This is a genomic window from Streptomyces sp. NPDC024632 (assembly GCF_055559175.1).
On sequence record NZ_JBVHLD010000008.1, the window covers coordinates 81,425 to 95,123 of the forward strand.

General features: G+C 70.9%; 12 protein-coding genes and 1 pseudogene. 3 read left to right on the top strand and 10 right to left on the bottom strand.

What is annotated here, in order from left to right; all coding sequences use genetic code 11:
• Positions 1-117 precede the first annotated feature (117 nt).
• Complete coding sequence (locus tag ACZ37P_RS18130; protein WP_355345883.1) at positions 118-399, top strand: hypothetical protein; 282 nt, start codon at positions 118-120, stop codon at positions 397-399.
• A gap of 79 nt (positions 400-478) precedes the next feature.
• On the opposite strand, the gene ACZ37P_RS18135 is transcribed toward ACZ37P_RS18130, so the two are convergent.
• From ACZ37P_RS18135 to ACZ37P_RS18165, 7 genes are all read right to left on the bottom strand, one after another.
• Positions 479-2,281, bottom strand: a complete 1,803-nt coding sequence (locus ACZ37P_RS18135) for a beta-xylosidase (RefSeq protein ID WP_467347300.1) — start codon at positions 2,279-2,281, stop codon at positions 479-481.
• Complete coding sequence (locus tag ACZ37P_RS18140; RefSeq protein WP_467347302.1) at positions 2,278-4,344, bottom strand: glycoside hydrolase family 31 protein; 2,067 nt, start codon at positions 4,342-4,344, stop codon at positions 2,278-2,280. Before ACZ37P_RS18140 ends, ACZ37P_RS18135 begins: the two co-directional genes overlap by 4 nt.
• Positions 4,345-4,436: 92 nt before the next feature.
• Positions 4,437-5,198: a carbohydrate ABC transporter permease gene (locus ACZ37P_RS18145; RefSeq protein ID WP_355346068.1), complete on the bottom strand. Its 762-nt coding sequence runs from the start codon at positions 5,196-5,198 to the stop codon at positions 4,437-4,439.
• 74 nt (positions 5,199-5,272) lie between these two features.
• Positions 5,273-6,268: a carbohydrate ABC transporter permease gene (locus ACZ37P_RS18150; RefSeq protein ID WP_467347305.1), complete on the bottom strand. Its 996-nt coding sequence runs from the start codon at positions 6,266-6,268 to the stop codon at positions 5,273-5,275.
• A 13-nt stretch (positions 6,269-6,281) separates the two neighbouring features.
• Positions 6,282-7,538 carry an ABC transporter substrate-binding protein gene (locus tag ACZ37P_RS18155; protein WP_467347306.1) on the bottom strand — a complete coding sequence of 419 codons (1,257 nt, stop codon included), beginning with the start codon at positions 7,536-7,538 and terminating at the stop codon, positions 6,282-6,284.
• Between the two features lie 196 nt (positions 7,539-7,734).
• A complete protein-coding gene (locus tag ACZ37P_RS18160; protein ID WP_391052369.1) occupies positions 7,735-8,742 on the bottom strand; it encodes a LacI family DNA-binding transcriptional regulator in 1,008 nt (335 codons plus the stop codon).
• A 146-nt stretch (positions 8,743-8,888) separates the two neighbouring features.
• On the bottom strand, positions 8,889-10,364 hold the full coding sequence (locus ACZ37P_RS18165; protein WP_355345865.1) for an MFS transporter: 1,476 nt from the start codon (positions 10,362-10,364) through the stop codon (positions 8,889-8,891).
• 537 nt (positions 10,365-10,901) lie between these two features.
• On the opposite strand from ACZ37P_RS18165, the pseudogene ACZ37P_RS18170 reads away from it, so the two are divergent.
• Both ACZ37P_RS18170 and ACZ37P_RS18175 read left to right on the top strand, forming a co-directional pair.
• Positions 10,902-11,075, top strand: a pseudogene (locus ACZ37P_RS18170) (DUF1275 family protein); the annotation flags it as partial.
• Positions 11,076-11,392: 317 nt separating this feature from the next.
• Positions 11,393-11,680, top strand: a complete 288-nt coding sequence (locus ACZ37P_RS18175) for a helix-turn-helix domain-containing protein (protein WP_467347309.1) — start codon at positions 11,393-11,395, stop codon at positions 11,678-11,680.
• 72 nt (positions 11,681-11,752) lie between these two features.
• On the opposite strand, the gene ACZ37P_RS18180 is transcribed toward ACZ37P_RS18175, so the two are convergent.
• From ACZ37P_RS18180 to ACZ37P_RS18190, 3 genes are all read right to left on the bottom strand, one after another.
• Positions 11,753-11,917 carry a hypothetical protein gene (locus tag ACZ37P_RS18180; protein ID WP_467347311.1) on the bottom strand — a complete coding sequence of 55 codons (165 nt, stop codon included), beginning with the start codon at positions 11,915-11,917 and terminating at the stop codon, positions 11,753-11,755.
• Positions 11,918-12,456: 539 nt separating this feature from the next.
• Complete coding sequence (locus ACZ37P_RS18185) at positions 12,457-12,915, bottom strand: hypothetical protein (RefSeq protein WP_467347313.1); 459 nt, start codon at positions 12,913-12,915, stop codon at positions 12,457-12,459.
• A gap of 214 nt (positions 12,916-13,129) precedes the next feature.
• Positions 13,130-13,528 carry a hypothetical protein gene (locus ACZ37P_RS18190; protein ID WP_467347315.1) on the bottom strand — a complete coding sequence of 133 codons (399 nt, stop codon included), beginning with the start codon at positions 13,526-13,528 and terminating at the stop codon, positions 13,130-13,132.
• Positions 13,529-13,699: the final 171 nt, after the last annotated feature.

Sequence of the window (13,699 nt, forward strand, 5' to 3'; positions counted from 1 at the left end):
CCCCGTCGATTGCGCGACACGTGAAGTGTGTGACGGACAGTGAACGGGGAATGCGAGGGGTAGTTGACGATTGCGGGATGAGGGATCCGGATGACGGATGACGAAGGGGTGCGGTCCATGACCATTGCCAGTGACAGCCAGTCGGTGTCGGACGAACTGCGCGACCGGGCGGGCGCGTTCGTGAACAGCCATGTCGACATGTGGGTGACGGTGGAGGACGACGGGGTGCTGATCCTCGCCGGTGGCGACGCCGCGGAGCTCTTCCAGGCCGCCACGGACTGGCTGCGCGAGGGGCCCTCCTACACGGTCGCCTCGGTCGGCTGGGCGCGCCAGGAGACGGAGCCCGCTTACGCGTTGCGACTGGTCCTTCGGCAGCCGGTGGGCGGCGAGGCCGTGTGATCGGTGCCCGTCCGCGGCCCCGTGGCCGGAAGGCCGGGGGTCGCGGACGGGCCGGTGTGCGCCGCGGGGGCGTCCGGGACTACGAGACGTCCGCGCGGTCGACGGCGATGTTGTTCCCGGTGCTGTGCGCGTTGCGCGCGCCGGTGTTGGTGATGGTCAGGGTGTGGCTGCCGGACGGGAGCGCGGGGCTGGTCCACACGGTGCCCGAGGCGTTGCGGGCGGCCGCGTAGTTGTCGACGCTGACGGGTGAACCGCCGTCGACCGAGAGCGACATGATGCCCTGGTCGGTGTCGCGGACGGCGTGCAGGGCGACGGTGCTCCCGTGGAAGTGGAAGGTCGCCGAGGCGCCCGCGGTGAACGTCCAGTTGGCGGTCTGCTGGTACATGTCGGTGATGCCGTTGGCGACGCCCCAGTTGGCGCCGTACTGGAAGTAGTTGGCGTCGCCGGAGTTGGTGGCGGTGCCGTCCACGACGGTCGTCACCGGGTCGACGGGTCCGGTGGAGCCGTTGCCCGCGGTCAGGGTGACCGTGTAGGCGTCGGTGCCGCTGGTGAGGGTGACGGGGACGCGCAGGGTGTTGCCGTCTGGGGTGAGGTCGGAGTCCAGGACGGTGGCGGGCGCGCCGAGCGGGGACTGGTCGGGGATGCGCTGGATCTTGGCGTGCACCTTGCCGTTGCCGCCGCGCAGCCAGGAGGCGGCGGACAGATTCTGGAAGGTGACCGTGGTGGTGCCGCCCTGGCCCGAGTTGTTGCCGATCAGCGCGAGGACCTGGTGGGCGGTGGTGTCCGCGCCCGCGGCGACGGCGATACCGCCGCTGCCCGTGGTGCCCAGCAGATGGCCGCCGATCCGCGCGTACGCCTGGTAGACCCACCACTGGCCGGTCGGCTGGCCGCCGACGAGCAGGGAGTCGAGCGTCCCGGCCCCGCAGCAGTCGGTCCAGATCGCGTGCGCGGCGGACGCGACGCCCGAGGCGGAGAGCCGGTCGAGGAACCAGGCGGTGTACGCGGCGTTCTGCTGCTGCGAGAACAGGTACTCGTTGATGGTCAGCGGGAGCGGGGCGATGCCGTGCGCGGACAGCAGGGCGCGGGCGTCGGCGGCGTCGGCCGCGGGGTCGTTGCCGAAGTGCCAGTTGACGACGGTCGGCAGGGTGTTGTCGGCCTTGGTACGGCCGAGGAAGTCGTCGAGCCAGCCGTGGTTGTAGCCGCTGTAGGAGGGGCCGACGATCTGCGCGGAGGGCACCAGGCGGCGGATCTCGCGCACCGCCGTGTCCCACATCTGGTAGTACTGCGCGCTGTTGACACCGCGCTGCCAGAAGCCGGTGCCGTCCGGCTCGTTCCAGATGTCGTAGCTGACGGGCACCCCGGACGCCTGGACGTCGGCGACGAGCCGGTCGATGAAGGCCGCCCAGTTGGAGCAGTCGCCGTTGTCGCAGGGGTAGACGGTGTTCGACGGCTGGGTGGTGTCGGCGCCCCAGACGTCGGAGACCAGCAGGTGGTAGGTGGCGCGGTAGGGCGCGGCGGTGACGCGGCGGGCCTGGGACAGCGCGGAGTCGACGCGTATCCGGTAGCCGGAGCCCGCGGTGTAGCCGTCGCCCAGCCAGCCGCCGCCCGCGATCCGGGCGCCGCCGCCGCGGAAGAGGGTGGGCCTGAGCGGTTGGAGCAGGCTGTCGGCGGGCCCCGAGCCGTCCTGGCTGAGGCCGTAGAGGAAGCCGGAGCCGGCCTGGTTGGGCACCGCGCCCTGGTTGCCGAGGTCGACGGAGACGGTGGTGTCGGCCGCGGCCGCCGGGGACGGGCCGAGGGTGGCGCAGGCCAGGACGGCGGCGCCCAGCGCCGCCGCCGCCAGTGCGGTGGCGCGCCACCGGGGTCGTGCCGTGGACGGGTTCATCTGTCCTCCTTGACAGGTGGGGTGGGGGGTACGTCAGCAGGTGGGCCGAGCGGTTCGGCGCGGTCGCGCACGAACAGCGGTACGGCGTCGAGCGGGGCGGGGACGGTGACCCACCGGCCGCCCGCGTACCGCGTCGGTGTCGGCGTCGTGGGGTGGTCCGGGGTCCCGGCGCCTTCGAGGTGCGTCCAGTCGGCGCCCGCGGGGAGGTAGACGCGGCGCTCACGGGCGCCGGGGCGTGTGACCGGAGCCACCAACAGGTCGTGTCCGCACAGGAATTGGTCGTCCACCGACCAGGCGGTGGCGTCGTCGGGGAATGCGAGCAGCAGCGGGCGGAGCAGCGGCAGCCCGTCCTCGCGCCCCGCGTCCAACTGGGCGTGCAGGTAGGGGCGCAGCCGCTCGCGCAGGGCCAGCGCGCCGGTCATCGCGCGCTCGGCGACCGCGCCGTAGGACCAGATCTCGTTGGGCCCGCCGGCGGTGCCGATCGGGCCGTGGAAGACGCGCGGCTCGCGGTGGCCGTGCAGCCGCAACAGCGGGCAGAACACGGCGAATTGGAACCAGCGGACCATCAGCTCGCGGTAGTCCTCGTCGTCCGGGTCGCCGCCGTGGAAGCCGCCGATGTCGGTGGTCCACCACGGGATGCCGCTCATGGCGACGTTGAGCCCGGCCCTGATGGAGTCGGCGAGCGCGTCGAAGGTCGCGGGGATGTCGCCGGACCAGAGCGCGACGCCGTACCGCTGCGAGCCCGCCCACGCGGATCTGACCAGCGACAGGATCTCCGTCTCGCCCTGCTCGGCGAGGTGTTCGTACACACCGCGGGCGTGTTCGCGCGGGTAGAGGTTGGCGACCTCGCTGCCGGGGCCCGCCGCGTAGCTGAGATTGTGCGGGTGTCCGGGGCGCATCTCCGGTTCGCAGGCGTCCAGCCAGAAGGCGCGGACGCCGAGCTTGTAGTAGTGCTCCTGGAGCCGGTCCCACAGGGCGGCGCGGGCGGCGGGGTCGGTGGCGTCGTAGAAGGCGACGCCGATGCCCTCGGCCGCGTCCTCGGTGTCCGGCCAGTCGCCGTGCGAGGTCACGCCGTTGTACGTGGCGACGAGCTGGCCCGCGTCCCGCAGCGCCGCGTAGCCGGTGGACAGCGGGCTGACCGACGGCCAGACGGAGACGGCCAACTCGACGCCGAGCGCGCGCAGTTCCTCGACCATGGCGCGCGGGTCGGGCCAGTCGCGGCGGTCGAAGTCCCAGTCGCCGAGATTGCGCCAGTGCAGGTAGTCGACGACGATCACCGACAGGGGCAGGCCGCGGCGGGCGTATTCGCGGGCGACGGCGAGGAGTTCGTCCTGGTCGCGGTAGCGGAGCTTGCTCTGCCACAGTCCGGAGGCCCAGCGCGGGAAGGCGGGGGCGTGTCCGGTGGCGGCGGCGTAGTGGCCGAGGACGTCGGCGGGGGTGCGGCCCGCGGTGAGCCAGTAGTCGAGCTGCTGGGCGCGGTCGGCGACCCAGCGGGTGCCGTTGGCGGCGAATTCCACCCGGCCGACCGCCGGGCTGTTCCACAGGAAGCCGTAGCCTCGGCTGGACACGGCGAAGGGGACGGTCACCTCGCCGTTGCGCTGCTGGAGTTCGAGGACCGTGCCCTTCTGGTCGAAGCGGCCGTGGCCGTGCTGGCCGAGGCCGTGGATCCGTTCGTCGTCGTACGCTGCGAAGCGCTGCTCGATCCGGTACTTGCCGCCGCCCGCCGACTCGAAGTGCCGTGCTCCCGGCCACCAGAAGTGCGGCGGCTCCTCGCGCAGCAACTCCGCGCCGGTGTCGGCGCGTACGGCCGTGAGCAGTCCGTCGGAGGCGGCGACGGTGATCCGCAGCAGGCCGTTGGTCAAGGTGGCGTGCGTGTCGTGGACGTCGATCTCGCACGCGGAGGGTGCGGGCGCGGTCTCCAGCGCGCCGGGCAGGCCGTCGGTGACGCGGTGGACACCGGCCCGCACGCGGACGCTGTCGGGTCCCCACGGCTGGATCTCCAGCACGTGGTGGCCGTGACGCCACCGCAGGCGGTTCGGGGAGCGGGTGAACGCGGACGGCAAGGTCTCTCCTCGGTGGTCGGGGTCGCGGGGCCGGGCGGGGTCGCAGGGTCCGGTCGTGGTCGCGGGGCCGGGCGGGGCAGGGCTGTTGGGGGTCAGTCCTTGACGGCGCCGCTGGTCACGCCCGCCGCCACGTAGCGCTGGGCGATGACGAGCAGCACCGCGGCCGGGAGCGAGGCGATGATCCCGGTGGCCATCACGCTGTTCCAGTCGCTGAGATGGGCGCCGATGAAGCGGTAGATGCCGACGGTGACGGGCGCCCGGTCGTCCTGGGTGGTGAGGGTGACGGCGAACAGGAAGTCGGCCCACGCGAAGAGGAAGGAGAACAGGCTCGCGGTGACCACGGCGTTCCTGCTGACCGGCAGGATCACCGACAGCAGGGTGCGCAGCCGTGACGCGCCGTCGAGTTCCGCCGCCTCGCTCAGTTCCGCGGGCACACCGCGCATGGCGGTGCTCAGGATGAGTGCCGCGAAGGGCACGCACAGTGTGGAGTCGGCCAGGATCAGCGCCAGCGGCGAATTCAGCAACTGGAGCTTGTTGGCCATCGTGTAGAACGAGTTGGCCATCACCACGCCGGGGATCATCTGCGCCACCAGGAAGGCGAAGGTGAGCATCCGGCCGCCGGGCGCCCGCAGTTGGGCCATACCGTACGCGGCGGGCACCGCGATCAGCAGCACCACCAGGACGGTCCCGGCCGACACCCCGAGGCTGACCAGGAGGTGGCCGCCCTGGCTGGACAGCGCCCTGCGGTAGCCCTGGAGCGTGCCGTGCAGCGGGAACCAGGTCGGGGAACTCTTCACCAGATCGGTCGAGGGCAGCAGCGACGCGTTGAGCATCCAGTACAGCGGGAAGAGCATCACCGCGAGGATCAGCAGCGCGATCACGGTGTTCAGCGGGCGGGTGAACCGGCGCGCGCCGGTGGCGGGGGCGCTCACCGTCCCGCCTGCCGCTGCTCACGGGTGCTGCGCAGATAGACCGCGGCGAAGACCACCGCGACCACGATGAGCAGGTTGCCCACCGCCGCGCCCCGCCCGAACAGCAGTTGCTGGAAGGAGAGGTTGTACGCGTAGGTGGTCAGTGTTTGCGAGGACCCGGCGGGGCCGCCCTGGGTGAGGATCATGATCACGTCGAAGACCTTGATGGTGTAGATCAGCCCCAGCGTCAGCACCACGGCGGTGACCGGCCGCAGCAGCGGGAGCGTGATGTGCCGGAAGCGGCGCCAGGCGTTCGCGCCGTCCAGCGACGCGGCCTCGTACAGCTCCCCCGGAATGCTCTGGAGTCCGCCGTAGAGGATCACCATGTTGAAGGGGATGCCGACCCAGATGTTGACCAGCGTCACGGCGATCAGCGAGTCGTGGGTGCTGGCGAGCCACGGGATCGGATGACCCGTCAGACCCAGGCTCAGCAGCGCGTGGTTGAGCACGCCCGAGTCGGTGTCGAGGATCCAGCGCCAGGCGGTGCCCGAGACCACCAGCGGGAGCAGCCAGGGGATCAGCAGCAGTGAGCGCAGCGGGCCGCCCAGCGGGAAGGACCGGTTGAAGAAGACCGCGAGGGCCAAGCCGATGGCGAACTGGAAGGCCAGCGAACCGGCCGTGAACAGCACGGTGTTGACGACGATGCGGGAGAAGTGGCTGTCGTGGAGGACGGCCGTGTAGTTGTCCCAGCCGACGTACGGCGCGACGCCGGTGTAGAAGGAGGAGACGGTGTAGTTCTGGAAGCCCATCCGGACGTTGCCGGCCAGCGGGTACAGATAGAAGCCGAGGACGTAGAGCCAGGCGGGGGCGATGAAGGCGAAGGCCGCCCAGCGGCCGGTGCGGCGCCCGGGGCGGCGGCCGTGGCGGCGGCCGTGGCGGCGGCCGTGGCCGTCCTGCCGGGCGGCGACGGGCTTCGCCCGTGCCACCGGGGCGTTGCGGACAGTGGTGGACATCGGTCGGCCCCGCCTAGTTCCGCGCGGAGCGCTGCGCCTGGGCGAGCGCGGACTGCGGGCTGGTGCCGCCCGCGAGCGCGGCCTGGATCGCGTCGGCGAGCGCCTGGCTGACCTTGGGGTAGTCGGTGCCCAGTTCCGTGGTCCTGGCCCGCGCGGTGCCGACCTCCGCCACGAAGGCCGCCAACTGCGGCTGACTGGTCGCCAGTCGCGCGGCGGCCTGCTGGTTGCTGGGGATGTAGCCCGCGTCCTTGGACCACTTCAGGCTCTCCTCCTGGCCGAGCAGGCACTTCACCACGGAGACGGCCTTGGCCTCGCGCGCCGCGTTGCTGTGTCCGACCGTCCAGACCTCGCCGCCCAGCGGTACGACCGGCTTCGCGGAGGGATCGGGCACCGGTATGGGCACCACGCCGAAGTGCAGGTCCTTGGCCGCGTTGAGCGTGGGGAGCTGCCAGGGGCCGTTCACCATCATCGCCGCGTTCCCGGCGAGGAACTGGTCGTTGACGTCCGCCTGCGTCCAGGTGACCACCGATTTGGAGGCCGAGCCCGTACCGACCAGGTCCTTCCACAGCGTGAGCGCCTTGACGGCCTGCGGCGAGTCCAGTGCCTTCAGGCTGGCGCCCGCGGTCCAGAAGAAGGGCTCGAACTGGAAGCTGCCCTCCTCGGTGCCGACCGCGCTGAACGCGACGCCGTAGCGGGAGCCCTTGGTCAACTTCTTCGCCGCGGCGGTCAGTTCGTCCCAGGTCTTCGGCGGCGTGAGCCCCGCCCGGGTGAACAGGTCCTTGTTGTAGTAGAGCGCCAGGCCGTTGACGCCCGGCGCGATCCCGTACGTCTGGCCGTCGTACTGCCCCGCGGCGACGATCGACGGGTACAGGCCCTCGGTGGTCAGTCCGGCCTTCGACAGCGACACCAGGCCCCCGGTGGCGGCCAGTTGCTGGAGGTCGGGGTTGTCGATCAGCGCCAGGTCGGGGAGGGTGCGGGCCGATGCCTGCTGGAGCAGTTTCGGCATGAACTGGGCGCGCGGCACCTGCTGGTGCTTGATGTGCACGCCGGACTTGGCGGCGCACTCGTCGAGTATCCGCGGCAGTTGGGTGTTCTGCGGCGCCGCGTCGTAGTAGTCGATCTCCGTCAGCGTGTCGGAGCCGGAGCCCGAACTGCCGGAGCCGGTGCCGCAGGCGGCCAGCACGAGCACCCCGGCGGCGGCCAGCGCCGCCAGCGTGCCGGGTCGGGCGGCGGTGCGGGAGAGGCGGGGGAAGGGGAGGGAGCGGCTCATCGACGTGCCTTTCGAATTGATTCGACAGTGGCGCCGCGGGCACGGGACCGCCCACCGGTCCGCGCCGTGCGTGAGGGAGTGTGGGCAAGGAAACGCAGAGGGTGGTGCGGTGTGACACCGGGTCGGTGCGGTGACACCGAGTCAGAGGGGTGACGCCCCGGTCAGAGCGGAGGCGGTAAGCGCCGGTGGACGCGCCTCAGCGGGCTGGACCCGTACTGCCGCGCACCTTCAGCGTCGGGGCGAGCAGCGTGCTCGCGGGCAGCTCCTCGCCCTTGATCCGCCGGGCCAGGCTGCGTACGGCCGCCCTGGCCAGTTCCTCGGCGGGCAGCGACACCGAGGTCAGCGGCGGGGTGCACCGCTCGGCCTCGTCGTCGGGACAGATCGCGATGACGGAGATGTCGCGCGGGACCGCGCACCCCATACCGGCGAGCCGGTCCATCACCAGCGGCAGCACGCGCTCGTTGTAGACGATCAGCGCGGTCAGTTCGGGCTCGCGGGTCAGCAGGTCGTCCAGCGCGCGGACCACCCCGCCGGGAGCGGGCTCGCACGCGGCCCAGACCGCGGTCCTGCCCCCGCTCTCCAGCGCGGCCAGCACCGACTCGCGGGCGTGCACCGCGTAGGCCACGTCACGGCCGAACGCCTCGGGCGCCTGCCCGAGGTAGCCGACCCGGGTGTGGCCCGACTCGTGCAGATGCTCCGCGCAGGCCCGCGCGGCCAGCGCGAAGTCGAAGTCGACGCGCGGCAGTCCGTGCGGGTCGTCCGGCGTGCCGACCAGCACCGCGGGGCACTTCAGCTCGGTGAGCAGCGGGATCCTGGGGTCCTGCCGCTGCACCTCCATCAGCATCACGCCGTCGACGAGCGCGCTGGCGACCGCGTCCCTGATGGCCGCCTCACCGTCGTCGTCGGTCAGCATCAGCACCTTGAGCCCGCTGTCCTGGGCCGCGGTGAGGGCGGCCCAGACGTACGGCATCTGCACCTGGTTGTGCGGGCCGTAGACCATCGGCAGGGCCATCGCGATCACACCGGTGCGGCGGGTGCGGATGGACCGCGCCCCGGCGTGCGGCCTGAACCCCAGCGTCTCGATGCTCAGTTCGACGCGCCTGATGGTCTCGGGCGAGATGGTCCGGTTGCCGCTCAGGACGTACGACACCGTGCTGCGCGAAACGCCCGCGTGCCGCGCCACATCCGCGATCGTCACCGTCATGACCGACTCCGAGTCCCTCGACTGTCGAACTGATTCGATTCGTTCGATTGGCGGTGAACGTAGCACCGGCTCCGGGCCCCGGACAAGACAGTGGACGCGACCGGAATCCGGCCGCGTCCACTCGATTCGCCCCGCGGGGCCCGCCGCTAGGCGGAGGCGGACGCCGGTTCGGCGGACGACAGCGGGGTGGCGATGTCCTCGAGCGAGCGGCCCTCGGCCTTGACCGCGAGCACCGCCGCGACCAGGCCCGCCGCGCACATCAGGGACGCGCCGATCACGAAGGCCAGCACGGTGTCGTCCACGACACCGGACTTGGTGAGGTCGGCGAAGACCAGCGGACCGCTGATGCCGCCGGCGGCCGTACCGATCGCGTAGAAGAAGGCGATGGCCATCGCGCGGGTCTCCATCGGGAAGATCTCCGAGACGGTCAGATACGCGCTGCTGGCACCGGCGGAGGCGAAGAACAGCACGACGCACCAGCACGCCGTCATCGTCGTGGCGTCCAGCGAGCCCCGGTGGAAGAGCCACGCCGTGCCGAACAGCAGGATGCCGGAGATCAGATACGTCGAGGAGATCATGATCCGGCGGCCGACGGTGTCGAAGAGCTTGCCGAGCAGCAGCGGGCCGAGGAAGTTGCCCGCCGCGATGACCGCGAAGTAGTAGCCGGTCTTGCCGGTCGAGACGCCGAAGAAGGTGGTGAGGATGGAGCCGAACCCGAAGGTGATGGCGTTGTAGAGGAATGCCTGGCCGATGAAGAGCGACAGGCCGAGCACCGCGCGCTTGGGGTACTTGTGGAAGACGGTCTTGGCGATCAGCCCGAATCCGATGCTCTTGCGCTGGTGGATGGTGATCGAGTTCTTGGCGCGCGGCAGCCGCTCGCCCTTCTCCTCCTCGATCTCCCGCTCGACCGTGCCGACCAGTTGGTCCGCCTCGTCGCCGTAGCCGTGGATGAACTGCCAGCGCGGGCTCTCCGGCACGTGCCGCCGTACCACCAGGATCACCAGACCGAGGACGACGCCGAGGGCGAAGGTGAGCCGCCAGCCGACGTCCTTGGGGAAGATGTCGGTGTTCAGCGCGACGATCGACAGCAGCGAGCCGCCGATGGCGCCGAGCCAGTAACTGCCGTTGATGATCAGGTCGACCCGGCCGCGGAATCGGGACGGGATCAGTTCGTCGATGGCCGAGTTGATCGCCGCGTACTCGCCGCCGATGCCGAAGCCGGTCAGGAAGCGGAAGGTGAAGAACCACCAGGGCTGGAAGGACAGCGCGGTCATCGCGGTCGCGGTGAGGTAGACCGCGAGGGTGACCATGAAGAGCTTCTTGCGGCCGAAGCGGTCGGTCAGCCAGCCGAAGAACAGCGCGCCCGCGCAGGAGCCCGCCACGTAGAGCGCGGCGGCGATGCCCGTGATCTGGGCGGATGTGATCGACAGCCCGCTGCCCTGTTCGGAGATCCGCCCGGCGATGTTGCCGACGGTGGTCACCTCGAGGCCGTCGAGGATCCACACGGTGCCCAGGCCGATCACGATCATCCAGTGCCAGCGCGACCACGGCAGCCGGTCGAGGCGCGCGGGGACGTCGGTGGTGATCGTGCCGCCGGACGCGGCTTCCGGCGCTGACGCCATGGGTCCCTCCTTCATGAGCCGTACCGACGGCTCGACGTGAGCCGGTCCGACAGCCCGGTCCGAGCCGGGCCGACGGCCCGACCCTTGCGCGGCTGCCCCCTTGACGTGCCGTCATGCCGCGCCGCTGCTCGCGCGCTCCAGGATCGCCACGTCGCGGGCCAGTCTCACACCGGCGCGGGCCCGTACGGCGCCGACAGCCCGCGCGTCCCCCGTATGCCACGCGCGGCACGGCTGACGTGCCCGTTCGGGCGCGGGAGCGGGCGCCGGCACGGCTGTGGGCGGTCCGCTTGTCGGTACGGGCGCGGACCGATCTTCAGACCGGCGCGGCCTGGCTTTCGGACCCGCGCGGCCTGGCTTTCGGACCGGCGCGGTCCGACTTTCATACGGGCGCAGCCCGATCTTCGTACCGGCGCGGCACGGCGTTCGTACGGGCAACGGCCCGCTTACGCCGGAAGGTCCCGCGCGGCGGGGGGTCTGACGGGCTGCGGGGCGGGACCATGGGTCGCCCAGGGAACGCATGATCGGAGGACGGCCGCCGTGAACTCCACGCTCCGCGAGGCCCGCGACACGCTCGTACCCGACTTCGGCGGGCGGCACGGGCCGCTGCCGCCGCTGCTGCTCGGGCTCACCGTCGTGACCGGGCTGGTCGACGCCTTCAGCTATCTGGCGCTGGGCCGGGTCTTCGTCGCGAACATGACGGGCAACCCTGTCATCGGATTGTGACTCAGAGTGCGATCAGTGTTCGATTGGGCACGACCCTGGCATTTTCCCAGCCCAACGCCGGGTCGCAATGGAGGACCAACTGGGGCGGGACGCCGGCGTCCCGCCCCGGCTGCGCCCCCCACGGGTGCCGACCGGGACGGGACCCGGACGATGCGCCCCCACGTGCAGGAACAGCAAAGGTGGCCCCGCACTTGGCGGAGCCACCTTGCTACCGCATCCTTGCGGACGCTACTCCCGAATCAAGATCAAAAAAAGCACGGCTGCTGATGCTGACGCACGCGCGGGCGCCCTGAATCGTCAGGCGCGTGCCTCGTGATCCACTTCCCGTCTGGGTGCTCGACTACCGCCGCGGTCTCGGCAACCGGATCCGGGCTCTTCGGACCGCCCGCAACAGGACGCAGCGCTGGGTGTACGAGTCGACCGGCATCGACCGGACGACTTACCAGAGGATTGAGCGAGGGCAGAGCGACCCGCGCATCAGCGACCTCGTGCTCATCGCTTTCGTACTCGACGCGGACCTGGCCTCACTGGTCGCGAGCGGGGAGCGTCCCCCGCCGGGGGTTCAGTTCCCGGAGATGCCGGGCCGCTTCTGACGGCGGCCGCAACCGCCCCGGTCGTCCACACGGCGGTGACGGCCGACCGGAGCGGGCTGCGCGGGTTGAGTTTCAGCGGGGCCGATGCTCGTCCGTGAGGTCCGCGGCGAGAGACTCGGCGTCCGCTTGTGCCGCCTGCTGAATCGTCGGCGGCAGCGTGTCATCGCGCGACGCATTGATCGCAGCGCCCAGGTCGGCTATTTGGTCGAACACCCGGTCGTCATCGTCGTCAGCCATTCGAGACCTTCCTTCGTGTACTTACAACAGCACGCGACCGGACGCCAGGAGACACCGGCCTTCGGCGGCGTACCGTCCGGATCAGCGCTTCGGGGCGCCGGACTGCTGCTGCTTGGGCTCAGTAGAACAGCCGCCTTTCCGGCAGCCCTCAGTGGGACACGACATGGCCTTCCTCCTCTCAAGAAACTCGGGTGGCTGCTGCGATACGCCGGGCGAGCGCGTCGCCCACCTCTGCCCGCAGTGCCCTCGTAAGCGGAACATCCGCGCCGCACCGGTGATATAGGTGGCTGATTAAGATGTGCAGCCGCCGGTAGTCCTCTCCGGTTACGGACGTGGCGCTCAGGACCCCTCGGAGGTCGGTGACCGTAGCGTCCAGGTGGCGAGCTTCGAACTGGCCGCACAGCAAATCCAGTTCGCGGAGCCGGGCGGTCGATCCCAGCTGGGCATCGAGATATTCCTGGATGGTGAACCTGTCCCGGCCGCGCCCCCCACGGGTGCTGACCGGGACAGGAACTTTGGAGACACCAGTGACCCGGCCATCAGGACGGTTCGGCATGAGCACCTCGCCGAGTCGGGTCGTAGGCATAGGCGATGGCCTGCCGGGCGAGGGCCATGGCCGGGTCGTGCAGTTCGAAGCTGTGACCGCCGGGGTGGGCCGCGAAGAGCCCGCAGGCGTCCATACCGTCCGGGGTGGCCAGCCCGCAGTCGGTGAGCACGAGCACCTGCGGTTCGGCCGTGTCGCTCCACAGGACCCATACGGCGCTCAAGTCCGGCGCGTCCAGCTCAAGAACGCACGCGTGGTGGGCACCGGTCTCGTGTGACTGGAGGCTGCACACGGGAGTTTCCAGGATGTCCCGAGGCTCGGTGAGGTCAGGGCGTACCAGTTCCAGTGCACGTGCGACCGTGGCGATCGGGAGGGCTGTGTCTGCGCCGCACACCACGGGCATGGCGGCCGGAACTGCCTCTCGGGTGGATCGGTTGTCCGTGTCCTCGGTCATCCGCCGCCCTCCGTCCGGGCCGGCGCAGTCTCAGGCCCGCGCAGGCGGGCGCAGGTGCTGCCACAGAGGTGGGTAAGTTCGGTCAGCGGAGCGACATCACGCGGGTGGACGATGGTGATGGGCACCGTCCTCGACTGACCGGCGCGGTCGACGATGACCAGGGTGCCGACGGTGGATGTCATCGCCCGCGCCGGGTGCGGCTCGCCCTCCGTGCTCACGCCGTCGCCTTACGAGGCGCGGGCACGTCGAGTGCGTCTTGCAGAGCGGCGAGCAGGGCGTCGGCTGATGTCAGGAGGCCGCCGTCGCCGGGGCATACGAGCCAGTACGGCCCGGGCGGGGCCGTCTTACGGTCGAGCGGCACCACAACGCTGACGCCCCGTCCGAGAGCGGTGGTGCCGCACAGCGCCCATGCGGCAGCGGTCCCCGGGCGTACGAAGTAGTACAGGTACCTGGCGGTGGGATCTGCGAGAGCGGCGCCTGACCGGTGCCCGAGGATCGTCAGCGCCTTGGTCCCCACAGCGAGCGGGACACGGATCGCGTCCCAGGTGTATCCGGCGGCCTGGAGCTGGCAGTCCCCTGCCGTGTCGATGGCGCGAGTCTCGCGGCGTGACATGGGCTGCCCTTCGTCGTTGTCGACCGATGAGGACATCGTGTGCGGGAACCGAGGTCATCACGAGGACTCCAACCGGACGTTAGGGTGGCGGAATGCGGACGTTCTATGCACCGTGTGGGTGACAGGGCGTCAAATGCGGTCTCATACTGGCGGAACCGACCGTGCGCAGGA

What these genes read in the sequence shown, in the direction of transcription:
- ACZ37P_RS18130 (WP_355345883.1), top strand. Translation starts at nt 118, where the DNA reads ATGACCATTGCCAGTGACAGCCAGTCGGTGTCGGACGAACTGCGCGAC.
- ACZ37P_RS18135 (WP_467347300.1), bottom strand. Translation starts at nt 2,281, where the DNA reads ATGAACCCGTCCACGGCACGACCCCGGTGGCGCGCCACCGCACTGGCG.
- ACZ37P_RS18145 (WP_355346068.1), bottom strand. Translation starts at nt 5,198, where the DNA reads ATGCTCTTCCCGCTGTACTGGATGCTCAACGCGTCGCTGCTGCCCTCG.
- ACZ37P_RS18150 (WP_467347305.1), bottom strand. Translation starts at nt 6,268, where the DNA reads ATGTCCACCACTGTCCGCAACGCCCCGGTGGCACGGGCGAAGCCCGTC.
- ACZ37P_RS18155 (WP_467347306.1), bottom strand. Translation starts at nt 7,538, where the DNA reads ATGAGCCGCTCCCTCCCCTTCCCCCGCCTCTCCCGCACCGCCGCCCGA.
- ACZ37P_RS18160 (WP_391052369.1), bottom strand. Translation starts at nt 8,742, where the DNA reads ATGACGGTGACGATCGCGGATGTGGCGCGGCACGCGGGCGTTTCGCGC.
- ACZ37P_RS18165 (WP_355345865.1), bottom strand. Translation starts at nt 10,364, where the DNA reads ATGGCGTCAGCGCCGGAAGCCGCGTCCGGCGGCACGATCACCACCGAC.
- ACZ37P_RS18180 (WP_467347311.1), bottom strand. Translation starts at nt 11,917, where the DNA reads ATGGCTGACGACGATGACGACCGGGTGTTCGACCAAATAGCCGACCTG.
- ACZ37P_RS18185 (WP_467347313.1), bottom strand. Translation starts at nt 12,915, where the DNA reads ATGACCGAGGACACGGACAACCGATCCACCCGAGAGGCAGTTCCGGCC.
- ACZ37P_RS18190 (WP_467347315.1), bottom strand. Translation starts at nt 13,528, where the DNA reads ATGTCACGCCGCGAGACTCGCGCCATCGACACGGCAGGGGACTGCCAG.